Below are 26180 nucleotides of genomic sequence, written 5' to 3' on the forward strand. Positions count from 1 at the left end.
AGATTAAAATCTGAATAGGTATTTCATTAATCAACCATGCGTTGCGCTTCTTGTAATTGGAATGTACGCACTGTACGTGGTAAGAATCGACGAATTTCATCTTCGTTATACCCAACTTGTAGACGTTTTTCGTCTAAAATGATAGGTCGACGTAAAATACCAGGATTTTGTTGAATGATTGAATATAAATCTTGAAGTGGCAATGAATCAATATCAACATTCAACTTTTGATATGTTTTTGAACGTGTAGAAATGATTTCGTCTGTACCATCTTCTGTCATTTTTAAAATTTGTTTAATTTCATCTAATGTTAAGTGTTCTGAAAAGATATTTCGCTCCGTATACGGAATGTCATGTTCTTGTAACCATGCTTTCGCTTTACGGCAAGATGTGCAACTTGGTGATGTAAATAATGTTACCATACATCTCACTCTCCTAATTTTATGAAAATAAGTATTGTGTATATACGACATAATATTGTCCCATATATCTCAAAATTGCTTATTTTACTTTATGATTATATTTTAGATTTCCAACATTAAAATTTAATGAGAAAACTTCAATAATCTGCTATTATTTCAAATAATCAGACTTTAGTACGATACTGACCAAGTCCAAAACATTTGATATACTTATCATATCACAACTTACAATTAAAAGAAATACTGTTAGAATAGGTTATGGACATCAATTGGAAAGAAGGTAAAAAAGAATGAAGAAAACGCTTTTTTCAGGGATTCAACCAAGTGGTATCCCTACAATCGGAAATTATATTGGTGCTTTAAAGCAGTTTCGAGATATACAAGATGACTATGATTGTTATTTTTGTATTGTCGATCAACATGCGATTACAGTACCTCAAGACCGACTTAAATTGAGACAGCAAATTCGTCAACTTGCAGCAATTTACCTTGCTTCAGGGCTTGATGCTGATAAGGTAACATTGTTTATTCAGTCTGAAGTACCTGCACACGTTCAAGCGGGGTGGATGCTTACAACAATTTCATCAATAGGTGAATTAGAACGTATGACTCAATTTAAAGATAAAGCCAAAAAACAAAATGACGGTATTCCTACAGGCCTACTCACTTACCCACCACTCATGGCTGCGGATATTATTCTGTACAATACAGATATTGTACCGGTTGGTGATGACCAAAAACAACATATAGAATTAACACGTAACCTTGTAGATCGTTTTAATAGCCGATACAACGATATTTTAGTAAAACCTGAAATTCATATGCCTAAAGTTGGTGGTCGTGTCATGAGTCTACAAGATCCAACTAAAAAAATGAGTAAAAGTGATGATAATCAGAAAAACTTCATTTCGCTTTTAGATGAACCGCGTTTAGCTGCGAAAAAAATTAAAAGTGCTGTCACAGACTCAGATGGCATCATTAAATTTGATAAAGAAAATAAGCCAGGTATTTCTAACTTATTAACAATTTATTCAAGTTTAACTGATGAATCAATTGAATCATTAGAAAACCGTTACAAAGACGAAGGTTACGGCACATTTAAAGCAGACCTTGCACAGGTTGTTGAACAATTTTTAACACAATTCCAAGAACAATATCGTATCTATTATGAATCTGACAAGTTAGACGACATATTAGATGCAGGCCGCGATAAAGCACAACGTACGTCATTCAAAACATTAAAGAAAATGGAAAAAGCTATGGGGCTTGGACGTAAACGTAAATAACAATACAGAAAGTCGGGATACCCGCTTGACAGAGACCAGCATGAAGCGCTGGTCTTTGTTAAGACTGAGTAGCCCGACCTTTTTAATTATTCTTTCTTTTTACCTGTTTCACGATCAATACTTTTATCAATGTATACATATTTCAATGATGTATTCCCACCAAAGTTATGATATTGGATGTTTTTCACTTGTGGGTTAATCAATTGTGCTCCCCCTTTTTGGTAAATTGGAGCAATCGGTGCTTCTTTAAGTAATAACTCTTCCGCTTCAACCATCACTTGGTTGCGCTCTTCTGCTTTTTGAAGTAAAGGTCCATTAGCCTCTTTCAACATCGCGTCATAATCTTTATTAGACCATCCTGTATTGTTTGAAGAGTTACCTGTTGTCATAATTGTTAAAAATGTCATTGGGTCTGGGTAATCTGGTCCCCAACCTGATAATGATATTTCATAATTTTCACTTTGCTCACGTGCTACACGTTGTTTAAACGGTAATTGTTGAATTTTAATCGTTACACCTGGTAAATTCTTTTCAATTTGTGCTTTAATAAATTCTGCAGATATCTTAGCTGATGGTGTATCTTCTGTATTCAATGTGAACGTAAATTCATCTTGGTTTAACGCTTTTTTCGCTTTTTCAAGGTTTGCTTTAGCTTTTTCAGGATTATATTGTAAGTCTGAGTGGACTTGTTTTGTAAAGTCCTCACCATTTGGAGCTTTTGCGACGCTTTTTGCAGTAAAGCCATCACTTGGTGCAGAACCGTTATTGAGTACAGAGTCTACATAAGCTTGCTTATCAATTGCTTGTGAAAATGCTACTCTTAAATCTTGATTTTTTAAACTCTCAACTTGGCCTTGATTCAGTTTTAAATAAAACGTTGCAGCGAGTAACCGTTTAAATAATGCAGGTGAATCTTTATACTTGTCAACTTGTTCTGACGAAATACCTGTATCGTCTACTGATCCTGTATCATATAAAGAAGCACCAGCTTGAGCATCTTTTAAAATTTTATAGTTTACCTTATCAAGTTTCACAACGTCTTTGTCCCAATACTTATTATTTTTCTCTAATAAGATTTTATCTTCTACCGCCCACTGTTTAACCTTAAATGGTCCATTATATACAGAACGCTCAGCTGATGTACCGTAGCGATCACCATATTTTTTTACAACTTTTTCATTTTGAGGTAAAAATGTTCCAAATGCGAGCAATTCTTGGAAATATGGGACTGGTTTCGCTAATTTCACTTGTAATGTATAATCATCCAATGCTTTAACCCCTAAAGTATCTGGATCTTTTTTCCCCATATTAATCTCTTCAGCATTTTGCAAATCATACATAATATAAGCATATTCTGAAGCTGTATCTGGATCTAATACCCGTTTCCATGCAAATTCAAAGTCATGTGCAGTAACGGGATCTCCGTTTGACCATTTTGCATTATCTCTTAATTTAATTGTGTAAGTTTTTCCACCATCAGTTACTTTCGGATCTTCTTTAGCCACACCTAGAGTCGCTTCATCTTTTCCATTTAATGTATATAAACCTTCATAAACTTGATTAAATTTATCGAAACTTACTTCATCTGTCACTTTAGCTGAATCCAATGACGTCATATCTTGAGAAATAACTTTACGATAGACTTGTCCTTTATCATCATAAATTCCTTCTGCACTTCCACACGCTGCTAATACAAGCACTGTCGACAGAATAAGTGTTAATATTTTCATGCTATGCTTTAATTTCACGTTCATTCCCCCTCCCCATTATATTTGAACCGATTGTTGTTCATTTTGGTATTGTTTAAATTCTTCATCTGTCGCAAGTACATAATGCTCTGGTGCAACTTCTCTAAAAGTACCTAACTCATCCTTCTTAGAATCAACATCGTATGTAATACGCTTACGTGTACGTTCACTATCAGGATCCGGCTGTGGTACCGCTGAAAGTAAAGATTTTGTATATGGATGTACCGGATTATGATAAATCTCGTCCGCTGTACCGAGTTCAACAATACGCCCTAAATGCATCACTGCAATTCGATCTGAGATGTATTTAACCATTGATAAATCATGCGCAATAAATAAAAATGTGATGTTACGTTCTCTTTGTAGTTTTTGCATAAGGTTAACAACTTGTGCTTGTATTGATACATCGAGTGCAGAGATAGGTTCGTCTGCAATAATAAATTCAGGCTCTACTGCTAATGCTCTTGCGATACCAATACGTTGACGTTGTCCTCCTGAGAATTCATGCGGATAACGGTTAGCATGACTTTTTCGTAATCCTACTGTTTCAAGTAAGTCATATACACGTTTTTTACGATCTCTACGATCTTTTGCTAAACCATGAATATCAATTCCTTCAGCTATAATATCCATAACTTTAAGACGTGGATTAAGCGACGCATAAGGGTCTTGGAAAATCATTTGTATTTTCTTATTAAACTTAAGTAAGTCTTTACGTTTTTTTATTTTTTGAATATTAACCCCTTCATAAAGCACCTGACCGTCTGTTACATCATTCAATTTAATAATAGCTTTTCCTGTAGTAGACTTACCTGAACCTGACTCCCCAACAAGCCCGAATGTTTCACCTTTATAAATTTTAAAAGAAATATCATCTATGGCACGAACTTCATTACGTTTACCTTGATTGAAGTATTGTTTTAAATTTTTAACTTCGACTAATAATTCTTTTTCAGCCATTAAAACGACACCCTTTCTACACGTTCTGGTTTTTCATAATTGTGTGGCATATCTCTACGCTTTCTTTGCACCATTAATGGAGGCTCTACTTTTGGTGCACGTTCATCTAGTAACCACGAGCGTACGAAATGTGTCGGTGAGACTTTAAACCACGGTGGTGCTTCTTTAAAGTCAATCGCTAGCGCATATTCACTACGCGCTGCAAACGCATCACCTTTAGGTGGATGAATCAAATCCGGTGGTGAACCTGGAATTGCTTTTAACTCGTCTTCTCCTTTTGTATCTAAGTCTGGCATAGATGATAACAAGCCCCAAGTATATGGATGTCTCGGGTCATAGAAGATTTCATCAACATCTCCAGTTTCAATCATTTGTCCGCCGTACATTACAGCAACTCTGTCAGCAACATTTGCAACGACACCTAAGTCATGCGTGATAAATATAATAGATGTATCAATTTTTTGTTGTAACTCTTTCATTAAATCTAAAATTTGAGCTTGCATTGTTACATCTAATGCTGTTGTTGGTTCATCAGCAATTAAAATTTTAGGTTCACAAGCTAATGCTAGAGCAATGACAATACGTTGACGTTGTCCTCCTGAAAATTGATGTGGATAAGCATTAAATCGTTCTTTCACACGCTTTAATCCAACTAACTCTAAAAGTTCAATTGCTCTCTTTTTAGCATCTGATTTATTCATACCAATATGTTTAATAATCGGTTCCATAACTTGTTTCCCTATTTTCATTGTAGGGTTTAAAGAAGTCATTGGATCTTGGAAAATCATCGAAATTTCTTTCCCGCGAAGACGCATTAACTCTTTCTCAGATTTTTGTGTTAAATCCTCTCCATTAAAAATAATTTTCCCTTTTTTGATACGCCCTGTTTGTCCTTGGAACAATTTGGTAATGGCTTTTGTAGTCACCGATTTACCTGAACCTGATTCACCAACAATTGCGAGTGTTTCCCCTTTGTTTAAATATAAATCTACACCACGCACTGCCTGCACTTCCCCTGCTTCAATGTCAAATGAGACGTGCAAATCGTGGATGTCTAATATACGTTCTTCCATCTTTTTTACCTCCTTTACTTACGCATTTTAGGGTCAAATGCATCACGTAGACCATCACTAAATAAATAGAAAAATAGAATTAATAAACTTAAGATAATCGCTGGTATGAATAACTCATGTGGATGAATTAATAACATAGCACGCCCTTCGTTTACTAAAGAACCTAATGATGTTTTAGGTGCTGGTACCCCGATACCAATGAAGCTTAAGAATGCCTCGAAGAAGATGGCACTTGGTACTGTAAACATTGATGTTACAATAATTGCACCTAACGAGTTAGGTAAAATATGTTTAAATATTAATTTGAAATCTGATGTTCCAAGCGTACGAGAAGCAAGTACGAATTCTTGATTTTTTAATTTTAAGAATTCTCCACGTACAACCCTACTCATACCAATCCATCCTGTAATTGTCATCGCAAGTATAATTGTCCAAATAGATGGCTCAAATATTAATACGAATAAAATTACAATAATTAAATTCGGTATAGATGAAATAATTTCAATAAAACGTTGCATGATATCATCGACACGTCCACCAAAGTATCCTGATATTGCTCCATAAATCACTCCGATAAAAATATCTAGTAATGCTGCTACAAGACCGATAAATAGTGAAACTTGTGCACCTTGCCATGTACGTGTCCATAAGTCACGTCCAAGTTGATCTGTACCGAACCAGAAATTTTCCTTAACGTTCGCTTTTTCGTATGCATTACCTTCAACACCTTCACCATCAAATGGTAAAAATGGAATTTTATCAAGTATCGCGACTTTTGGTGGTAAGTTACGTCGTTCAACATCTTGCTCAGCGTAATCGTGGCCGTTTAATAGTGGTCCGATTAATGCGAATAAAATAATAACAATTAGTCCAATCATCCCAATAACTGCTAATCGGTTTCGCTTTAATTGAGCCCAAGCGTCTTGCCAAAACGTACGTCCTTCTCTTTGAAAGTCTTGTTCGCCACTTTCTGGAGACCCTGTGCGTACAAAATCTTCACTGAGTATGCCAGACATTTGTACAGTTGCATTAGAATGATCATCTTGCGGTAAGTTTCGCTCATCTCTCATCATCATTTCTTACCTCCTTGCAAAACGAATACGTGGATCGATTAATCCGTATAGTACATCGACAATAAAAATAGAAACAATAAATAATGTACTAAATAATAAAGTAATTGCCATAATTACAGAGAAGTCATTCGTTGTAATCGATCTCACGAACTGATCCCCTAGTCCAGGCACACCGAATATATTTTCAATTGTTAATGTTCCTGTCAAAATACTTGCTAACATTGGTACAAGTATTGTAATAACTGGAATCAATGCATTTCGTAATGCATGTCCAAAAAGCACTCTTGTTGTCGAGTTTCCTTTAGCACGTGCAAGTAATATGTAATCCGAACTTAAAACTTCTATCATTTCTGCTCGAATATATCGTGCAACCGTTGCGAGTACTACAGCTGATAGCGCGAGTGATGGTAATATGGCAGTTGATATACCTTCCCATCCTGCAACTGGAAACCATTGTAAACGTACTGCAAAAACATATTGTAATAACACAGCAAGTACGAACGATGGTACTGATATCGCAATAACCGATATGACGGTTGCGAGATAATCAAGCCAGGTGTTTTGTTTTGTGGCTGCAACTACTCCTAAAACAACACCTAATATTACGCCAATCACCATGGCGAATAATCCCATTTGAAATGAAGGAACTAACCGTGGTTTGATTAAATCCCATACAGGCTGATTGTCATATTGGAATGAGTTTCCAAAATCACCTTTTACTACATTTTTCATATAGTTTGCGTATTGTACCGGAAGCGGGTCATTAAGCCCGTATTTTTCATTTAACATTATTTTTTGTTCTTCACTTAATTTTTCATCATTAAATGGAGATCCTGGCATTAATTTCATCAAGAAAAAAGTGATTGTTATAATGATAAATAACGAAATTATCATGTACAACAATCGCTTCAAAGTATACCTAAGCATATTTCAATTCCCCCTCATCACATTTTAAATATTCTTTCAATTCTTAAAAATATTAATATTATTATAACACTTGTCAGACTATAATCAATATTGTTTTAATTTAGAGTATTAAAGTGTTTTAGTTTAGTGAATTAAAGAAATTGTAATATTTTACCCTATTAGTGTATTTTTAATTTAATATTCCTTACATTACATTTTTTTCAATTCATTTTACGTTACAATATTGAAAAAGAACGAATAAGGATTGATATATGTGAATAAACTAGACTATAAATTTGGGGTTAGCGTTCTTGCAACACCAATTATAAGTTTCGTCATTTGGCTATGTACGGGGCATACGTGGGTAAATTTTATTAATGTGTTTTTTATTGTGTCAATCGTTTTGGGGATAATATTATTTATTGCTTTAATGATTCAAGAAGGTATTTTCGATGTCACGAGTTTTGGTTTTAGAAAATTCAGATATCAAATGATGCGGAAGAAAACAAAATCTTTTTATGAGGATGATGAATTTTTTAATCCTAAGACTGCAAAAAAATCACATTATTATGTTGACTCATGGCTTAAATTTGCACTGTATATTCAAGTAGTATTTATCTTAATTTCAATTTGCTTAGCCTTTATCATTAAATAAAAACTGTAGACGCTTCACTATTGCGTCTACAGTTTTTAACTTAGTCTTCGTATTTTTTAAATACAAGCACTGCATTATGACCACCAAAACCTAAACTATTACTCATTGCGTAATTAATATCTAAATCTACAGCTTTGTTTGGTGTAATATCTAAATCAATCTCTGGATCTGGTGAATCTGCATGAATAGTAGGTGCGATTTTACCATCTCTAATTGATAAGACTGAGAAAATTGTTTCAATACCACCTGTCGCACCTAGTAAATGGCCTGTCATTGATTTTGTAGAGCTGATTTTGAGTGATTTCGCTGCTTCTCCAAAAGTATTTTTAATCGCTAAAATTTCATATAAATCTCCGACCGGTGTACTTGTACCATGGGCATTCAAGTACTGTACATCTTTAGGTTCAATACCCGCATCTTCTAATGCTGCTGCCATAGCACGAGAACCACCTTCACCTTCTGGAGCAGGTGCAGTGATGTGATGTGCGTCACCTGTAGCACCATATCCGACCACTTCTGCATAAATTTTTGCACCACGCGCTTTTGCTGATTCAAGAGATTCAAGTACAACAACACCTGCGCCTTCACCCATTACAAAGCCATCACGACCTTCTTGGAATGGACGGCATGCAGTCTCTTTATCATTATTTGTAGATAGCGCACGGCTTGCGCTGAATCCAGCAATCGACATGTGTGTGATTGGTGCTTCAGTTCCACCTGCAATCATGGCATCTGCATCACCACGTTCGATAAATTTAAAAGCTTCACCGATAGAGTTAGTCGCAGTTGCACACGCTGTTACTGTAGAACCATTGGGGCCTTTCGCGCCCAAATCAATAGATACTTGGCCTGATGCCATATCTGGAATGAGCATTGGCACAAAGAATGGACTCACGCGACGTGGGCCACGTTTTTGAAGTTGTTCAAACGCTTCCTCGAATGTTTCCATACCTCCAATTCCAGACCCAATCCAAACACCTATACGGTCAGCATTTGTTTCGTCAATTTTAAGTCCTGAGTCTTCAACTGCTTGTCGAGACGCTACAACCGCATATTGTGTAAATCTCGCCATTTTACGGGCATCTTTTTTTGGAATGTGCGCTTCGATGTCAAAATCTTTAAGCTCTCCAGCTAAATGTACCTGATAAGGATCAGTATCTATTCTTGTGATAGAGTCGATACCGTTGACACCGTTTAAAGCGTTTTCCCACATAGTAGGAACATCATTACCAATTGGTGATAGCGCGCCTAAACCTGTAACTACAACACGTTGCTTTTTAGTCATTATGTTTCCTCCTTTTATTTTCCCCATCTCATGACAACTGATCCCCATGTTAATCCGCCACCAAAGCCAACTAACACGAGTACATCATCATCTTTTATTTTACCATTTTTCAATTCTTGACCTATACTTAAAGGAATAGAGGCCGCTGAAGTATTTCCATATTTATCTACAGAAACACTCATTTTTTCTTTAGGTAAGTCCAAACGCTGACGTGACGATTCCATAATTCTAATATTTGCTTGGTGTGGGATAAACATATTAATGTCATCTGAAGTCATTTGTGCTTTTTCAATTGCTCTTGATGACGAGTCTCCCATTACTCTGACTGCAAATTTAAATACTTCACGTCCATTCATACGTATAAAATTTGTATCATTATCTTGGTATAAGTATTTTCCACCGACACCGTCAGATCCTAACTCATAACTGATGATACCGCGATTTTCCGAAACTTCACCAATAATCGCAGCACCCGCACCATCCCCAAATAAAATGGCAGTTGAGCGGTCATTTAAATCTGTTATTTTAGAAAGTTTATCAGCACCCACAACTAAAATGTTTTGATATTCACCTGATAACACAAAAGTTCTTGCTGTAACAATACCATATATAAACCCTGTACATGCAGCAAGTTGGTCCATTGAAGCCACTTTATTCAATCCAAGTCTTTCTTGCAACATATTAGCCACAGTAGGAAAACGATGGTCTCCTGTAGATGTAGCTACGATTACCATATCCACATCACTTGGTTCAATGTTTGCGTCTTTAATTGCTTTAAGACTTGCTTCATAGGCGAGGTCTGACGTTTCCTGGTCTTCTCCTGCCCATCTACGTTCTTTGATGCCTGTCATTTGTGAAATCCATTCATCTGAAGTATCAAGGTACGATTCGAAATAAGTATTATCAACGATGCGTTCTGGCACATAAGACCCGAATCCTTTTATACCTACATTCATGGTTTGAACACCTTCTTTTATTTTTTTAATACCAGGTATTAATTTAACATAAGTTATAAAAATTTGACAAGCAAGATGCTAAGTGGTCACTATACAAAAATGAAACGTATGCTTATAATAGAACTATCATTATATATGGAGGCTTTTAATAATGAAATACATCGTAACACTATTTTGGGCAGTTTTGTTACTAGAAATGGTAAACTTTGTATTAAATAGTTTAGGTGGCGGTGGCCCTGTTGATGTCATTACACCATTAATCGTCGCTGTTATCGCAACTATTATAGTTATCCTTTTAGATAAAGCGATGACACCGTCTAAATACGAGACTCACCATTCTGAATAACGCACGCATAAAAGCGGTTAACGTTCTATGCAACGCTAACCGCTTTTAATATTTCTCAACTATTTATGCATCTAGTTGATAGTTTTGCACTTTATTATTTTGAGGATTAAAAAATTGAATTGATTCTTTGCGAAGTTGATCTTTTTCGTGTGCATCTATACTATAGTCGTTTTGATAAAGCGTTGATTCCCAACTACCGTACATCGGATTAGGGAAAATAATATATTTGCTACCAAAGTCATCTTCATGTTGTTTTAAAAATGTATCTCGTGCTTCAGGTGTCGCTGCTTTTGGCTCATCAAAATCTAATAAGTTATCTCCAAATAACATGACTAAATTATAATTATTACGAACTTGATCACGTCTTTCAGATTTACCATGTTCACCTTCTTTTTTTAGTAATACATGTTTTTTATCCGCTTGAGGTAATTTTTCTTTTTTCAAGTTTTTAATTGTCGCATTTAAGTCCTTTTCGTGTGAACGGTCTGAAATATAAAATATCTCAACGTCATGTTGATGTGCATAATCTAAAAAGTCCTTAGCCCCATAAACCGGTTTTGCTTGTGCTGATGATACCCATTCATGCCATCCTTCTGGAAAACTTTTATTATATAATGCGTTATACCCTTGATAAGGTGAATTATCGAGTACCGTTTCATCAATATCTAACGCAATCGCAAGTTTCTTACCACCTTTATGTTTTTTGATTTTTTCACTTAATGATTCTTTAGCAGTGTTATAACCTTGCGCGTACAGTGCTTTTGCTTCTGTTGCATTTTGGTACCATGCAACACTCATAACATTTTCCTGACCTAAGTTCACTTCTGTTGTTTCAACCGCTTCTGATTGTTGCGATACTTGTCCTGACGTAACTTCAGCTGATGCAACGTCAGAAATTGGTAGTGTTAATAAACTTGCCGCTAAAATTGTAGCTGATAATTTTGTTTTATGCATTACACTTCACCTTTTCTTTTATGTATTCAGCATATCATAATGCCCGTTATATTATTAGGGTAGCATAATCGTCTTAAACGTACGCTGATACAACCCTAATCTACTCTAATCATAAAGACTTTTCTTCTATAATTCAATATTCATTATATATAAATTATTTTAATTAGAATTCATTACCAATTATTTGAACATCAAAAAAGAGCCTAGAGTCATTAGCTCTAAGCTCTTTGGAATGGAACCCCGATAATCTATAAAAGGTTGCCAATCCTATCTATAATTAAAGATGTGCTGCGTCATCTATTGAAGGTTTTTTTATCTCAAATGCGATTTCATTATCTTTGAGATAGCCATATACATGTGTGCCTTCAGGTAGATTGTCTTTAATCATTAATCGTGCTAAAGGTGTCTCCACATGTCTTTGAACAAAACGTTTTAATGGACGTGCACCGAATTGTGGTTCATATGCTTCTCGACCCATCCAATTTTCTGCTTCTTCCGACATATCTAATTGAATACGTTGATCCATTAATCTTATATTTAAGTTAGTCAGAATTTTATCAACAATCATTTGCATGTCATCAACGGATAATGGACGGAATAATACAATATCATCCATACGGTTTAAAATTTCTGGTTTAAAGTATGCGTTTAAACTTTGCATGACTTTATTTTCTGTTTCCTCATTTATTACACCTGTATCCTTAACATCTTCAAGTAAAATTTGAGAACCAATATTACTTGTCATGATAATAATGGTATTTTTAAAGTCAACACTTCGACCTTTAGAATCTGTTAATCGACCTTCATCTAATATTTGAAGTAAAACGTTAAAGACATCAGAATGCGCTTTTTCGATTTCATCAAGCAAGATGACTGAGTACGGATTACGGCGTACCGCTTCTGTAAGTTGTCCTCCTTCATCATGACCTACATAGCCTGGAGGCGCTCCGATTAATCGAGATACAGAATGTTTTTCCATATATTCACTCATATCAATACGAATCATATGTTTTTCAGAATCAAATAGTGATGATGCCAATGATTTCGCTAACTCAGTCTTACCAACACCGGTTGGTCCAAGGAATAAGAATGATCCAATCGGACGGTTTGGGTCTTTAATACCTGCACGCGCACGTACTACTGCATCAGATACTAAATCTACAGCACGGTCTTGTCCCACTACGCGTTCATGCAGGATATCGGATAAGTGAAGGAGTTTCTCACGTTCAGATTCAACGAGTTTAGAAACAGGGATACCAGTCCATTGACTAACGATTTCACCTATTTCTTCGTCAGTCACAACTTCACGAATAATACGATCTGCACCATCTTCACCTTGTGTTTCTTGGAAAGCCTCTTCTAACTCCTTGAGCTCTTTTTCTAACTCTGGAATTTTACCATGTTGTAATATCGCAGCTTGCTCAAGGTCATAGTTGTTTTCTGCTTCTTCTAATGCTTTTCGACTTTCATCTAGTTCTGCTCTTTTTTCTTGTACTTTAGCGATTTTTTCTTTTTCTTGTTCAACACGCGCTTGAAGTTGCGCTTGTTTTTCTTTTTCTTCAGCTAATTCTTCTTGTAATTCTTTTAAACGAATGCGACTTGATTCGTCTGATTCTTTTTTCAATGCATTTTCTTCAATTTCAAGTTGCATGACACGACGATTAGCTTGGTCCAGTTCAGTTGGATTAGAACCCATTTCTGTACGTATTGTAGCTGATGCTTGGTCTACAAGATCAATCGCTTTATCTGGTAAGAAACGATCTGTGATATAGCGATCTGATAATTCCGCCGCAGCAACAAGGGCACGGTCTTGGATACGTACACCATGATGCACTTCATAACGTTCTTTTAAACCTCGTAAAATTGAAATCGTATCTTCAATATTCGGTTCAGAAACACCAACCTTTTGGAAGCGGCGCTCTAAAGCGGAATCTTTTTCGATATATTCACGATACTCATTCAGTGTCGTCGCACCGATACAATGCAACTCACCACGTGCAAGCATTGGTTTAAGCATATTGCCTGCATCCATTGCACCGTCTGTTTTACCAGCGCCTACAAGCATGTGAATTTCATCAATGAAAAGTAAAATACGACCATCAGATTCTTTTACTTCTTTTAATACAGCTTTGAGACGTTCTTCAAACTCACCACGATATTTTGCGCCAGCAACAAGTGCACTTAAATCAAGCTCAAATACTGTTTTATCTAACAATGAATCCGGTACGTCTTTTTTAACAATGCGTTGAGCAAGTCCTTCTACAATTGCAGTTTTACCTACACCAGGCTCACCAATTAAAACGGGGTTGTTTTTCGTTTTACGACTAAGAATACGAATTGTATTTCGAATTTCCTCGTCACGTCCTATAACAGGATCCATATTGCCCTTACGCACTTCTTCTACTAAATCTCGTCCATATTTAGAAAGTGCTTCATAATTTACCTCAGGATTTTGTGATGTCACATGATTCCCTCCTCTTAATTTTTTTATAATTTCAATGATAACTTCTTCTTTATTTTGAACAAATTGTTGTGTTGTTGTATCCACATCAATAGCCGCACGTACTAAATGCTCCATAGAAATAAATTCATCTTTATAATCTTTCATGTACGATTCAGCTTTGTTGAAGAGTTGATTCGTTGATGATGCAATATACTCACCATATTGTACATTGTCACCTTTAACGGTTGGATACTTTTTCAATTTATCTTCGTACGCTTCTTTTAAAGCTTCTGTATCAATGTGCGCACGTTCTAAAATAGTTTGATATAAACTGTCTGTTGCTTCAAGTACTGCTTTTAAAACAGCTTCTATTTCAATATTTGTTAATTTATAGTCTTTAGCATATTCAATTGCTTTTTGAAGGGCATTTTGAATAGAATGCGTCATTTGATTAATATTCAAAAAGAATCACTCCCTATGTCCATTCAAGACAGATATTTAATTTTTGACTTTGACTTTCTTTGACTATATTTATATTATAATTGCTTATGCAATAAATTTCAATAGTAAAGTTTGACTTTCTTTGACTTTTATAACACTTTTTTTATTCCCACTATTTTACATTTCAAACAAAAAAAGAAGGAAATTGACCTTTTCATCAATCTCCTTCATGGTATTTAACCTATTAATTAACGCCTAATGCTATTTTAGCGTAACGTGACATCATATCTTTATTCCAAGGTGGATTCCAAACAATATTAACCTCTGTATCTTTAATTTCTGGTAATTCACCTAATGCCGTTTTCACTTGGTCTACGATTTGTGGCCCTAATGGACAACCAATTGACGTTAAAGTCATTTCAACTGTACATAAACCATCATCATCTAAATCTACTTTATATACAAGGCCTAAATTGACGATATCAATCCCTAACTCAGGGTCAATAACGTTTTCTAAAGCGCCTAGAATACTGTCTTTTAATGCCTCTTCCATTCGTTTCACCTCTTTGAAAAACTTATTATCATCAATATATCAAAATCAACACACTTGTACAATAAAATGCTATTATATGATTACATGAACATTTGCATTAAGGAGAGACACATGAAAAAGTATTTAATCTGTTTAGATTTAGATGGGACATTACTTAATGACCAAAAAGAAATACCTCCCTATACGTTTGAGGTATTAACAACTTTACAAAAACAAGGACACATTTTAATGATTACAACTGGACGACCATTTCGTGCAAGTAAACCTTACTATGAACAACTTCATATGCGTTCACCTGTTGTAAATTTTAACGGTGCATATGTTCATCATCCTCATGATGCAAACTTTAAGACGTTACACGAACAACTTGATCAGGCGTTATCATTGAGTATTCTTGAAACGTTAAAGAAGATGAAAGTTAAAAATATTATCGCAGAAGTCATGGATCGTGTTTATATTGACCGTCCAGATGCTCGTCTTTTTGAGGGCTTTAGTATGGGAAATCCAAAAACTGAAGTAGGTGACATTTGCGAAACTTTAGATGAGAATCCAACAAGTATTCTCGTAGAAGCAGAAGAATATATGATTCCTCGTATTAAACAAGCTTTGACACGCTTTTATGCTGAAAATATTGAACATCGTCGTTGGGGTGCACCTTTTCCAGTCATTGAAATTGTTAAAAGAGGCATTAGCAAAGCAACGGGTATTGATTATGTTCGACATTATCTTAATATTGAGAGAGATGCAATTATCGCATTTGGCGATGAAGATAATGATCTTGAAATGATTAAATATGCAAAATATGGTGTCGCTATGGATAATGCGATTGATGAGCTCAAACATGTTGCCCATGCGACTACTCTATCTAATAATGAAGATGGTATTGGTATTTATCTGAATGATTTCTTCAATTTAAATCTTAAACGAAATTAATTTTTAAAGGAGCGTACTAACTTATGACACGCAAAATTATAATCGTGGGTGCTGTTGCAGGCGGTGCTACATCTGCCAGTCAAATTCGCCGCCTTGATACTTCAAGTGAAATTACTGTCTATGAAAAGGATGCTTTTATGAGCTTCGCAAATTGTGGTTTACCTTATTATCTCGGTAATGTAATTGAAAAACGAGAAAAATTATTACCTGAAACACCGGATACATTTAAATCAAATCGAAATATTGATGTAAAATTAAAACATGAAGTGATTGCGATCAATAGTCAAAAACAAACAATCACTGTAAAAGATCATACATCTGGAGAAACATTTGAAGATACTTATGATGTTTTAATTCTAAGCCCCGGTGCACGTGCACGTCGTTTAGATATTGAAGCACCAAATCTATTTACATTACGTAATATGGAAGATACAGACCGTATTGAAAATTTTATTCGTACGCATTCTGTTGAAAATGTACTTATAGTAGGTGCAGGTTATGTTAGTTTAGAAATGGTTGAAAATATGTATAAGCGTGGCTTGAAACCTACTTTAATTCATCATTCTGAGTCGATTAATAAACATATCGAACAAGATTTGAATCAAGTAATTTTTGAAGAGCTTGACGCACGTGAGATTCCTTACCGCTTAAATGAATCTATCGCATCAATTGATGGAAAGACCGTGACTTTTACATCTGGTCAAGTAGAATCATATGATCTTATCATTACTGGAATCGGTATTGTACCGAATTCAGAGTTTGTAGAAGGGTCTGGGATCCAACTGGATGAATATGGTTATATTCCTGTTAACCATACCTTCCAAACAAATGTACCAAATATCTACGCAATTGGAGATATATCGACAGGTCGTTACCGTCACGTTGATTTACCAGCACATATTCCACTTGCATGGGGTGCACACCGTGCTGCAAGTGTTGTCGCTGAACATTTAGTGAATCCAGATCATGCATCATTCAAAGGCTTTTTAGGTGCATCGATTGTTCAATTTTTCGATTATACACTAGCTAGCACAGGAATCACACAAGATTTACTACCAAAATTCGATTACGCTGTCGTAGATGTTAATAATAAAGCGCATGCCGGATATTATCCGAATAACGCGCGCATTCAGTTACGCGTTTATTTCGATAAATCTACGCGACGTATTTTACGTGCAGCAGCTGTTGGTAAAAAAGGCGTGGATAAACGTATTGATGTTTTATCTATGGCAATGATGAACGATACGACTGTAGATGATTTAGTTAACTTTGAAGTAGCTTATGCGCCACCATTTAGTCATCCAAAAGATTTAATCAATATGGTAGGTTATAAAGCACGTAATAAGTAATCTATTATTTGAAAAAAAACGTCTATCAAGGATAAAAGGTCAACTCAAACTATTATGAGTCACCTTTTCCTCGATAGACGTCTATTTATTATTTAAAAAGTCCTGTAATTGGACCCCATGGTAAAATTGCTCCTAAAATTACAGTAACCACTAGTACTATCCAAGTCCATACAAATAAATTACGGCTTGGTTTTGCTTTTTTCTTACGCGTTAATGTCACTTCCATAAGCGCAACAACAACTAAACCAGCTACCATTTTGAGCGTTAATAACATATGGTTTGAATCTGCGCTTGTAAAAGCTTGCATAATCAGCCAAAATCCTGTGATTAATACAAAAACCATGAATAGGCGTGTTGCCATATGTAAGCTCTTAAACAATGGCGTTGGGCCTTGTTTGCTTGAAAAGTTTTGATAAGCTGCGAAGAATAAAATCGCTAAAATAACCCAACTGATAATATGCAAATTAATGAGTAGCATCTCTTTTCCCTCCTTAAATATATCTTGTCTATCATAACATATTCATATCGTTTATACTTATTATTAACCTATTTTTTTATTCTGCAAACTTTATGATTACGCTATATTTATAACCTATAATACAAAAGACAATCCCCTTTTAACAGAAGATTGTCTTAATTATATATTAAACTTATTCATCTTTTGCGATATAGTTTGTTAAAGTACCGATATTATCAATAGTTACTTTAACTTCATCACCAGGTTGTAAAAATTTTGGTGGATTCATACCTGCACCAACGCCTGCTGGTGTACCTGTCGCTATAATATCACCTGGATGTAATCCTACATATTTTGAAATTTCTTCAATGATTTCATCAATTTTTAAAGTCATTTGAGATGTATTGCTATCTTGACGAATTTCATTGTTTACTTTAGTTACAATATTAACATTTTCAGGTGTTGGTAATTCATCTTTAGTTACAATATATGGTCCCATTGGACATCCACCTGTTAAACTTTTAGATAAGAAGGCTTGATCGTGTGCTTTTTGCGCTGTTCGATCCGTTATATCATTAATAATTGTATAACCGTAAACGTAATCTAACGCAAGTCCTTTTGGAATTTTCTCACCATGCTTACCAATTACAATACCCAATTCACCTTCGTAATCAAGCTCATCCGTAACATCTTTGTGGTTTGGAATCGTACTTTCATCCCCTGTTAATGATGATGCTGCTTTTGTGAAAACATATAAACGATCGGGATTGTGATTAATTTCTTCTGCATGATCTTTATAATTGCGTCCAAACGCAATCACATTGTTTGTTGGTGTGACTGGTGGTAAAAATTCAATATCTTCAAATTGAACTTTATACTCCTCAGCGCGGCCACTTTCTTCAGCAGCTACAACTGCTTTACGTACTTGCTCTTGGAAATCAATAGTTTGATTATGCTGTAGTCCTTGTAATAAAGTCTTTGGATGAAAATCTCCATCAGCAAAGTCAGCAAATACTTTTGTTAAATCCCATGCTGCTTCTTCACGCTTTACTTTAACGCCAAATGACGTTTGATCTTTATATTTGAATGATAGAAATTTCATTCATTATCAGCTCCTAACTTATGTCTTATTCGTATTATAACTAACAATTTAGACAAATCACAAATTTTTATCATTTTATCAATCAATACGAATTTCTCCAAATTTAAAGAAATACAGACATCCTGATACAGGTTGTTTTAAAATTGTTTCTAAAGCACGTTGATAATATGTCATTTGCACACGATATTTCTCACGAAGTTTAGCTCCAATTTCTTCGTCAGTCATCCCTTTTCGTCTCACAAAAACATCCGTTTTATAATCGACAAAATAATATCGATCATCTTTAACAAATACAAGGTCAATCATCCCCTGTATAATAGCAGCCTCTTGTAAGTTCACATGTTGTTCGACTTCATCTTGATTGACAATAAATGGTAACTCTCGATATATTTCATCACTATTTGCTATCGTTTGATATAATTCACTATCAATGAAATGACGAATTTCTGATTTACGTATATATGAAATATCATCTGGCTTAATGATGGCTTTATCTACTAGTGATTTTAAATATTTATCCAACGCATCATCAGATAATCCTTCTCTAAGGAATGGTAAATGTTGCATCACTGTATGCATTAATGTTCCAATTTCTGTAGGTGTTAATTTTTGTTCTTGCATAAAAGTTGGGCGTTCATAAGTTGCGATGCCGAGCTGGTATTGGCGAACACGATCATAATTAGTATCAGCTTGTTCTGTTTCCATTTGTCTTTTAAGTTCTGATACTGATTGCTTAGAAGCATGATGTGTCGCATCAATATTCGGATACGTATATAATAATTTTTCTTCGATACGTTGTTTAATCGCAGGATCATTATAGGAATCTGCAACATGCTGTTTTAACTTCTTAAGCGTATGTTGTTCATGTTGTAATTGATCAACCTCTGGTGGCAAAACATTCGCGATATCCATATAATTTAATGTAACATTCGGTCGAAGTGATGGTTCAAGTTGCTCTACATTACCTTCAAATACATACTGTTTTAATAAGTCTGTACTCAAATATTTACTTAGAACACTATATATAAGTTCAAATGCATTTTTAACATTTAACCGATTGATTGTAGAAAGTTTATGGTGTTCAATTGGCATTTCTCTTAATTTCGTTAATTTTTTCTCATCATCCACTGTTCCGATTAAGAATAACTGCTCTTTAGCACGTGTCAAAGCAACATAAATAAGCCTCATTTCTTCTGAGATGATTTCTTTACGGTTTAATAAATCTATAGACATTGAAATTAACGATGGATAAGTTATACCATTTTTTGAGTCATAATATTGTAATCCTAGTCCTTCGTGTTGATTGAGTACAACCGGTCCTCCAAGGTCACTCATGTTAAATTTGCGATTAAGACCAGAATAAATGACAAATGGGAATTCAAGTCCTTTACTCTTATGAATTGTCATTAATCGTACGACATTATCATTTGGTCCTATCACATTTTCTTCACCAAAATCTTTTCCACGTTCAATCATCTGATCAATAAAGCGTATAAATTGAAACAATCCTCTAAAACTTGAATTTTCAAATTCGACTGCTTTATTAAATAAACCATATAAATTGGCACGTCGCCCTTTACCACCAGCAAGCCCACTAAAATATTGTACGATATAGTGATCGTTATAAATTTTATCAATAAGCTGATACACTGCATGGTGACGCGCATAATCTTGATATTTTACAATATCGTTTAAAAAATTTTGAAGTTTATCAACGAGTGCTGATTCTTCATGTTCGTCGTTTAAGTAACTTTGTATAGACTCATAAAAATAAACTGCTTTAGGAGCTACAACACGTATTTTTGCAAGCTCCTCTTCTGTAAATTGATAAATGACAGAACGCATTAAACCAACTAAATAAATATCTTGAAGCGGATTGTCAATGACCCTCAAAAACGAAAGCATTAATCTTATTTCAGTTTGTTCAAAGTAACCTTGTTTACTATTCACAAACAATGGGATCTCTAGTTCTTTAAAGACACTTTGCAATTGACGTGCGTTACTATTATTGCGTTCTAATATTACAATATCTTTATATTCAGCAGCGCGATAAGTACCTGTTTTAGCATCGTATACTTTATAATGTTTAAGAATATCATTGACTTGCTCAGCTATAACGTAAGCTTCTTGTTCATTAATATCAAAATCTCGCGTTGTATCTTTCATACACACTTTAAAATGAAGAGGAACATCACGTTCGTCATAAGGTGCGCCGTAATATAATCTCGCCGCTTCATCATATTCAATCTCTCCTACATTTGGATCCATCATATGATGAAAAAGATAGTTTGTTGTGGATAATACTTCTTTTCTTGAACGGAAATTTTGAGATAAATCAATACGCCAACCTTTTGACGAGTCTGAGCGATCAAAGCGATTGTATTTATCAATAAATAAACTTGGATCAGCTTGTCTAAATTTATAAATCGATTGCTTTACATCTCCTACCATGAAGAGGTTGCCATTAGATTCATCGCCACGTTTAATTGTTGAAATAATTTCCTCTTGTACTTTGTTAGTATCTTGGTATTCATCTACCAGTATTTCTTCAAACTTTTCTCGATATAAACGTGCAATTTCAGATGGATTCCCCTCCTTATCTTTTAAAATTTGTAATGCAAAATGTTCATAATCAGAGAAATCTAAAATGTTACGTTCACGCTTAGCTTTATCAAACGCATCAATTACATCAATTGTAATTTGAGCAAGATATGATACTCTAGGTGCCAAATGACCTAATTCTGTCACTAAATCCTCATCATCTCTTGCCGCATATTGTTTTTGGATAGATTGAATAGCATCTTTAAATTGCTCATACGATGCTTTAAACGCTTCATAGGCCGTGTTTAATTGTTCATCTTGACCGACTTCTTTCGGTTCACTTGGCATTCGAGATAATTTATACGTTCTTAATGTAGCTTTACGAATCTCTGGTTCTCGCATCAGTTGATTTAAAAATTGGCGATGACCATCTATAAATGTGATATGCTTCTGATAATCGCCCACATGTTCAAATTTTTGATATGCGGATTCAATTGCATTTTGCGCTGCAACTAAATATAAATCAATATACTGGTCTAATATCTTCAGATAATGTTGTTTTAAACCTGGATCACTATAAGGACGATCTAATGCTTTTAACCATGCTTTGGGATTAGGGTTCGCAATACTGAAATAATAAAGTTTTTTCACAATATCTCGCAAAGCTGTATCATCACGGTCCGTTGAAATGTGTTCTATTAAATTTACAAACTCTGGTGATAAAATCTCATAATAATGCTCAAGTACATTATCAATGACCTGTTCAAGTAATAGCGTATTTTCAACATCATTTGCGGTTTTAAAGTTTGGGTCGATATCTAAAACATCATAATGATGTTGAATCAACTTCAAACAAAAACTGTGAAGCGTTGAAATTTGTGCTTGATGTATTTTAGTTCTTTGATTTTTTAGATGTTGATGTGCAGGATTTTCTATTGATGCTTGTTGAATACGCTTTTCAATACGATGTTTCATCTCACGTGCACTTAGATTGGTAAAAGTTACAACTAACAATCGATCCACATCGATACCGTCTCGAATAACACGTTGGATAATACGCTCAACAAGAACGGCAGTTTTTCCGGAACCAGCTGCTGCTGCTACGAGTATGTCACGCCCTTTAGCATAGATACTTTCCCACTGTGCATCAGTCCATTGCACATTTTGAGGTTTAGTTGGAATTGTCATGATTCTCCTCCTCTTCTGATTTACGGCCTAAAATTTCAATTGGATTGATGGTTTCATCAACTTGTCGGTATTTACGACTATCAATCATACTATCTACATGACATACTGATTGATAACTGCAAAATTCACACGGTAACTTTTCGTCGTATTTAAGCGGTGTAACAGATGTGTGACCGTCCATAATATGAGATGCCGTATCGATAAAGTTTTGACGATTGCGTTGAATCAATTGATGTATTGTCTTTTCATCTGCAACTTTACTTGTAGCATAAAGCTCTCCGCCTTTTTTCATACTTAATGGTACGATATCCGATTTATGTCCAGGCTCTAATCGTGTATCATAAGCATCTAAAACATCGGGATCATTATTAAGTAATCCACTCAACTGGTACGATTTTAAAAATAAATCTTCTAAATTTTCAGGACTTAAATCCGACCAAGAACGCTTCTTATCTTTGAATTTATGGACATGAAAATATAAAAAACCACCTGGCTTCACTTCATCCAATAAATCGAGTCGCTCTTTATTATGCAAAGCAATATCCATATATGTCATCATTTGCATTTGCAATCCATAAAAGACTTGTACAAGATCCAATTGAGCACTCGACTCTGAAGATTTATAGTCAATAATATTAATAAAGCTTTTACCATTGTGATGATACGTATCAATACGGTCAATTTGACCCCTTATATTAATTGGTATACCTTGACGTGTTTTAAGCGTTTGTGCTTTCAATTCTTCTTGAGTTCTAGGATATTTACGGAATGAACGTTCAAATGCTATCGGTCTGAATCGCGAGTGTGACGTTTGATGTTTAATCGCATAAAGTGTCGCTTGTATTATGGCACCGATTCTTTTTGAGAGATAACGATAATAAGATGTTGAATTTAATAAATTAAACTGTACATGTGGTAAATAAGTATCTAGCGCTTCTTGAGTTAGAATTTGAATTTGTTTAGGCGTTAATTGATTCAACTGTCCTTCTACCTTATCAGCAATATATCGTAAAACATCATGAAAAATCGTACCTAAATCAAAATTTTGAAGTTGATATTTTGTACGTTCATTTAATTTTAAGCCATGTGAAGCATAATGCTTAAATGGACATTTTTGATAGGTCTCAAATCGTGATACACTTGCATTTATCGATTTTCCGTATAAATCCATAGTCAAATCAGGATGTAATTGTGTAGTTTTATTTTCGTATGTGAGTGCAGTTTCTAAGTGATGAATGTAATGATTCAACGATTCGTGTTGTAATAACGTTTGATAGACTGTAAACCATGTATCCGAAACAAGCCCACCGTCAAGCCATAATTTCATAGCTTCAAACAAGTGAATTTTAGTTTGATGTGGATGCTCAACTAAAGCTAACGTATCTCTCTCATGTTGATAGTGAATATTTGTCGTTTCTAAATTTGTAAAAATCTCTTGAATATCACTCAAATAAGGACTCTTTTCACGATCAGTACCACTACTATCCATCAAACTATACGAGAAAGTTACACGTTCAGAAGCTCTAGTCATAGCAAAATAACAAACAAATGCCTCATCCATTTGTAATATATCTGCCGTTGGACTTAATTGAAATCCAGTATATGATTCAAAACTTTTCTTTTCTTCATCAGAGATTAAGCTCGTACCACTCACTGTTTGAGGCATAATACCATCATTCATACCAATTAAATAGATATGTTTTTTATTATCTACTTTAGCCAAATCCATTGAACCGATTGTGACTTGATCTAAAGTTTGAGGAATCATAGAAAATTCTAGTTCATTAAGCCCGACATCTAAAATCTCTAAAAATCGTTGAAGTGACATTTCTCTTGTATCAAAAACAGTAACGATATCATCAAGTACCCGTATAAAACCATTCCATATTTGATCAATTTCTTCCGCTTCTGTATGTTTTTCTTTAAGATCTAACATATCTCTTTGAGTCATCAATTGAGTTGGTAATTCAAATTGCTCCATCACGTCATAAAACGCAGTCGCATAATCTTTGGCATGGTTTCCTTTTGTTAACTGGGATTCAAACTGTAACAATTTATCCATCACTTCATTTTTTAATTGGATGACACGTTGATATCGTTCAGTTTCTTCTTCTGAAAGTTCTTGATGCGGACGCGACCCTAATTTTTGAAATTGATCTAATTGAAAGTATTTAGGATCAATCCATCGTTTACCATAAATACCACGCTCTATAGCATAATTTTCCAAAATATCAATGAGTATTTCACTATTAGTATAATGTGCTGTTAAAATATTTGTTTTTAGCAAACGCATGAGCGGCTCAAAATTCCATTGTGTTCGAATGACTTCAATTAACGCACGTAACATTTCCATTATTGGATGATCTGTCATAGATTTTTTAACGTCTAAATTATATGGTATGTCAAATTGCGGTAAAATCGATTCAAGTAAATAAACATAACTCGGGTCACGATATAACACGGCAATATCATCAAATCGATAGTGATGATCACGTACATCCTTTAAAATATGTCTCGCAATCTCATTGATTTCTTCACGGGTCGTTGAAGCTTCTAACACTTGAATAGAACCATCAGAAGTTACAGGTTCATTACGTTGTAAGGCATCGAATTGTTGTTCAAGTTGATTTAAGTCATTATTTTTAAAACGATAGCTATTGTGAAATGTTTGAATATCAAGGGGTTGTTTGGTCTGTTGTGAAATCGCTTTAAGATGCTTTAAGGATTCCGAAGATTTACGAAATAAACTAAATTCATCCTCATCCCCATTCGTCGTCAATAATACAGTAACTGATTTCGCATGTTGTACTAAACCTTCAATAATTTGATATTCTTGAGTCGAAAAGTTGTGAAATCCATCTATGTATATCTCTGCACGCTTCAACCACTTAGACTCTGGAATTAATGCTATAAATCGATTCATCAACGCTTCTGAAGAGATAAAATCTTGAGACATTTTTGTAATTAATTTCTCATATATTAATCCGATATCATGTAATTTATCGCGCATTCTTAAATCTAATGTTGTATCATTCGCTGTAGATTGTACTACTTCAGGTGTTACGGCATATTTCTCTAAATCTTGAATTTGTTCTCGCAGCTTTGCACTAAATCCAATGTAACCTACTTGTGAATGATATAATTTTAAGTTTGCTTTTTCCTCTTGTAAAATATCGTAAATCATCATTTCTGTCGCCATTGTTGAAATGCGTTGTTCATGTATTCCACCAAGCTCTTGGAAAATACGTTGACTCAAACGTTCAAAGTGTAGTACTTCGGCACGTAAACTTCCTTTAAGCACTTCATCATTGACAAAAGCATGTTCATATAGGTATGTCCCTTGCATAGGTGTAATAACGATAATCGGGTCTCCCAAAGGTTGTGTTGTAAGCTGTGCTTTAATATCATTTAACATTGCTGTACTTTTACCTGTACCTGCACGACCAATCCATGTCCGAAACATTCAAAATCCTCCTTTAGTTTGTTTAAGAAAGCTATCATTTATTCAG

The 26180-nt window shown here is 34.7% G+C and carries 19 protein-coding genes and 1 pseudogene; 5 read left to right on the forward strand and 15 right to left on the reverse strand.

Translation table 11 applies throughout. The features are described 5' to 3' along the window. Positions 1–26: 26 nt before the first annotated feature. Entirely contained in the window at positions 27–422 is a 396-nt protein-coding gene (spxA, locus tag HHH54_RS06635; RefSeq protein ID WP_198618061.1) for a transcriptional regulator SpxA, read from the reverse strand. 290 nt (positions 423–712) lie between these two features. Between spxA and trpS the strand changes: the two genes are divergently transcribed. Continuing rightward, a complete protein-coding gene (gene trpS / locus HHH54_RS06640; RefSeq protein WP_198618062.1) occupies positions 713–1708 on the forward strand; it encodes a tryptophan--tRNA ligase in 996 nt (331 codons plus the stop codon). Positions 1709–1794: 86 nt separating this feature from the next. On the opposite strand, the gene HHH54_RS06645 is transcribed toward trpS, so the two are convergent. The 5 genes and pseudogenes from HHH54_RS06645 to opp3b form a co-directional block, all read right to left on the reverse strand. Then, complete coding sequence (locus tag HHH54_RS06645; RefSeq protein ID WP_432813797.1) at positions 1795–3438, reverse strand: peptide ABC transporter substrate-binding protein; 1644 nt, start codon at positions 3436–3438, stop codon at positions 1795–1797. Between the two features lie 36 nt (positions 3439–3474). Beyond that, on the reverse strand, positions 3475–4416 hold the full coding sequence (locus tag HHH54_RS06650) for an ABC transporter ATP-binding protein (RefSeq protein WP_198618064.1): 942 nt from the start codon (positions 4414–4416) through the stop codon (positions 3475–3477). Continuing rightward, positions 4416–5489: an ABC transporter ATP-binding protein gene (locus HHH54_RS06655; protein WP_198618065.1), complete on the reverse strand. Its 1074-nt coding sequence runs from the start codon at positions 5487–5489 to the stop codon at positions 4416–4418. The genes HHH54_RS06650 and HHH54_RS06655 overlap by 1 nt, the downstream gene beginning before the upstream one ends. Positions 5490–5503: 14 nt before the next feature. After that, positions 5504–6505, reverse strand: a complete 1002-nt coding sequence (gene opp3C / locus HHH54_RS06660) for an oligopeptide ABC transporter permease (protein WP_432813798.1) — start codon at positions 6503–6505, stop codon at positions 5504–5506. 56 nt (positions 6506–6561) lie between these two features. Next, positions 6562–7489, reverse strand: a pseudogene (opp3b, locus tag HHH54_RS06665) (oligopeptide ABC transporter permease). A gap of 253 nt (positions 7490–7742) precedes the next feature. On the opposite strand from opp3b, the gene HHH54_RS11410 reads away from it, so the two are divergent. Beyond that, positions 7743–8123: a DUF3899 domain-containing protein gene (locus HHH54_RS11410; protein WP_198618067.1), complete on the forward strand. Its 381-nt coding sequence runs from the start codon at positions 7743–7745 to the stop codon at positions 8121–8123. 40 nt (positions 8124–8163) lie between these two features. On the opposite strand, the gene fabF is transcribed toward HHH54_RS11410, so the two are convergent. Both fabF and HHH54_RS06680 read right to left on the reverse strand, forming a co-directional pair. Beyond that, the gene (fabF, locus tag HHH54_RS06675) at positions 8164–9408 is read right to left on the reverse strand and encodes a beta-ketoacyl-ACP synthase II (protein WP_198618068.1); all 1245 of its coding nucleotides are present in this window, start codon (positions 9406–9408) and stop codon (positions 8164–8166) included. 14 nt (positions 9409–9422) lie between these two features. Continuing rightward, positions 9423–10364 carry a beta-ketoacyl-ACP synthase III gene (locus HHH54_RS06680; RefSeq protein WP_198618069.1) on the reverse strand — a complete coding sequence of 314 codons (942 nt, stop codon included), beginning with the start codon at positions 10362–10364 and terminating at the stop codon, positions 9423–9425. Between the two features lie 151 nt (positions 10365–10515). On the opposite strand from HHH54_RS06680, the gene HHH54_RS06685 reads away from it, so the two are divergent. After that, the gene (locus HHH54_RS06685; protein WP_198618070.1) at positions 10516–10710 is read left to right on the forward strand and encodes a YjzD family protein; all 195 of its coding nucleotides are present in this window, start codon (positions 10516–10518) and stop codon (positions 10708–10710) included. A 63-nt stretch (positions 10711–10773) separates the two neighbouring features. Here the strand turns inward: HHH54_RS06685 and HHH54_RS06690 are convergent, their stop codons facing one another. The 3 genes from HHH54_RS06690 to HHH54_RS06700 all read right to left on the reverse strand — a co-directional run bounded on the left by HHH54_RS06690 (position 10774) and on the right by HHH54_RS06700 (position 15101). After that, positions 10774–11664 carry a 5'-nucleotidase, lipoprotein e(P4) family gene (locus HHH54_RS06690; RefSeq protein ID WP_198618071.1) on the reverse strand — a complete coding sequence of 297 codons (891 nt, stop codon included), beginning with the start codon at positions 11662–11664 and terminating at the stop codon, positions 10774–10776. 277 nt (positions 11665–11941) lie between these two features. Then, the gene (gene clpB / locus HHH54_RS06695; protein WP_198618072.1) at positions 11942–14569 is read right to left on the reverse strand and encodes an ATP-dependent chaperone ClpB; all 2628 of its coding nucleotides are present in this window, start codon (positions 14567–14569) and stop codon (positions 11942–11944) included. 223 nt (positions 14570–14792) lie between these two features. After that, on the reverse strand, positions 14793–15101 hold the full coding sequence (locus HHH54_RS06700) for a metal-sulfur cluster assembly factor (RefSeq protein WP_103210527.1): 309 nt from the start codon (positions 15099–15101) through the stop codon (positions 14793–14795). Between the two features lie 111 nt (positions 15102–15212). Here HHH54_RS06700 and HHH54_RS06705 point away from each other — a divergent pair, with 111 nt between their 5' ends. Together HHH54_RS06705 and HHH54_RS06710 are read left to right on the forward strand one after the other, a co-directional pair. Continuing rightward, positions 15213–16034, forward strand: a complete 822-nt coding sequence (locus tag HHH54_RS06705) for a Cof-type HAD-IIB family hydrolase (protein WP_198618073.1) — start codon at positions 15213–15215, stop codon at positions 16032–16034. Between the two features lie 23 nt (positions 16035–16057). After that, a complete protein-coding gene (locus HHH54_RS06710) occupies positions 16058–17383 on the forward strand; it encodes a CoA-disulfide reductase (RefSeq protein ID WP_198618074.1) in 1326 nt (441 codons plus the stop codon). A gap of 88 nt (positions 17384–17471) precedes the next feature. On the opposite strand, the gene HHH54_RS06715 is transcribed toward HHH54_RS06710, so the two are convergent. From HHH54_RS06715 to addB, 4 genes are all read right to left on the reverse strand, one after another. Further along, positions 17472–17861, reverse strand: a complete 390-nt coding sequence (locus tag HHH54_RS06715; RefSeq protein WP_198618075.1) for a YisL family protein — start codon at positions 17859–17861, stop codon at positions 17472–17474. 172 nt (positions 17862–18033) lie between these two features. Continuing rightward, positions 18034–18942 carry a fumarylacetoacetate hydrolase family protein gene (locus HHH54_RS06720; protein WP_198618076.1) on the reverse strand — a complete coding sequence of 303 codons (909 nt, stop codon included), beginning with the start codon at positions 18940–18942 and terminating at the stop codon, positions 18034–18036. 78 nt (positions 18943–19020) lie between these two features. Further along, positions 19021–22671 carry a helicase-exonuclease AddAB subunit AddA gene (gene addA, locus HHH54_RS06725; protein WP_198618077.1) on the reverse strand — a complete coding sequence of 1217 codons (3651 nt, stop codon included), beginning with the start codon at positions 22669–22671 and terminating at the stop codon, positions 19021–19023. Then, complete coding sequence (gene addB / locus HHH54_RS06730) at positions 22655–26134, reverse strand: helicase-exonuclease AddAB subunit AddB (protein WP_198618078.1); 3480 nt, start codon at positions 26132–26134, stop codon at positions 22655–22657. The genes addA and addB overlap by 17 nt, the downstream gene beginning before the upstream one ends. Positions 26135–26180 lie beyond the last annotated feature (46 nt).

Origin of the sequence: Staphylococcus canis (genome assembly GCF_016238445.1) — a bacterium.
In the GTDB taxonomy this organism is placed as follows: Bacteria; Bacillota; Bacilli; order Staphylococcales; family Staphylococcaceae; genus Staphylococcus; species Staphylococcus canis.

Bases quoted from the DNA above. Each gene is read 5' to 3' on its own strand.
- opp3C (WP_432813798.1), bottom strand. From the start codon at position 6,505: ATGTCTGGCATACTCAGTGAAGATTTTGTACGCACAGGGTCTCCAGAA.
- HHH54_RS06700 (WP_103210527.1), bottom strand. From the start codon at position 15,101: ATGGAAGAGGCATTAAAAGACAGTATTCTAGGCGCTTTAGAAAACGTT.
- HHH54_RS06685 (WP_198618070.1), top strand. From the start codon at position 10,516: ATGAAATACATCGTAACACTATTTTGGGCAGTTTTGTTACTAGAAATG.
- addA (WP_198618077.1), bottom strand. From the start codon at position 22,671: ATGACAATTCCAACTAAACCTCAAAATGTGCAATGGACTGATGCACAG.
- HHH54_RS06680 (WP_198618069.1), bottom strand. From the start codon at position 10,364: ATGAATGTAGGTATAAAAGGATTCGGGTCTTATGTGCCAGAACGCATC.
- addB (WP_198618078.1), bottom strand. From the start codon at position 26,134: ATGTTTCGGACATGGATTGGTCGTGCAGGTACAGGTAAAAGTACAGCA.
- HHH54_RS06705 (WP_198618073.1), top strand. From the start codon at position 15,213: ATGAAAAAGTATTTAATCTGTTTAGATTTAGATGGGACATTACTTAAT.
- fabF (WP_198618068.1), bottom strand. From the start codon at position 9,408: ATGACTAAAAAGCAACGTGTTGTAGTTACAGGTTTAGGCGCGCTATCA.
- HHH54_RS06690 (WP_198618071.1), bottom strand. From the start codon at position 11,664: ATGCATAAAACAAAATTATCAGCTACAATTTTAGCGGCAAGTTTATTA.
- HHH54_RS06720 (WP_198618076.1), bottom strand. From the start codon at position 18,942: ATGAAATTTCTATCATTCAAATATAAAGATCAAACGTCATTTGGCGTT.
- HHH54_RS06710 (WP_198618074.1), top strand. From the start codon at position 16,058: ATGACACGCAAAATTATAATCGTGGGTGCTGTTGCAGGCGGTGCTACA.
- HHH54_RS06715 (WP_198618075.1), bottom strand. From the start codon at position 17,861: ATGCTACTCATTAATTTGCATATTATCAGTTGGGTTATTTTAGCGATT.
- trpS (WP_198618062.1), top strand. From the start codon at position 713: ATGAAGAAAACGCTTTTTTCAGGGATTCAACCAAGTGGTATCCCTACA.
- HHH54_RS06655 (WP_198618065.1), bottom strand. From the start codon at position 5,489: ATGGAAGAACGTATATTAGACATCCACGATTTGCACGTCTCATTTGAC.
- spxA (WP_198618061.1), bottom strand. From the start codon at position 422: ATGGTAACATTATTTACATCACCAAGTTGCACATCTTGCCGTAAAGCG.
- HHH54_RS06650 (WP_198618064.1), bottom strand. From the start codon at position 4,416: ATGGCTGAAAAAGAATTATTAGTCGAAGTTAAAAATTTAAAACAATAC.
- HHH54_RS06645 (WP_432813797.1), bottom strand. From the start codon at position 3,438: ATGAAAATATTAACACTTATTCTGTCGACAGTGCTTGTATTAGCAGCG.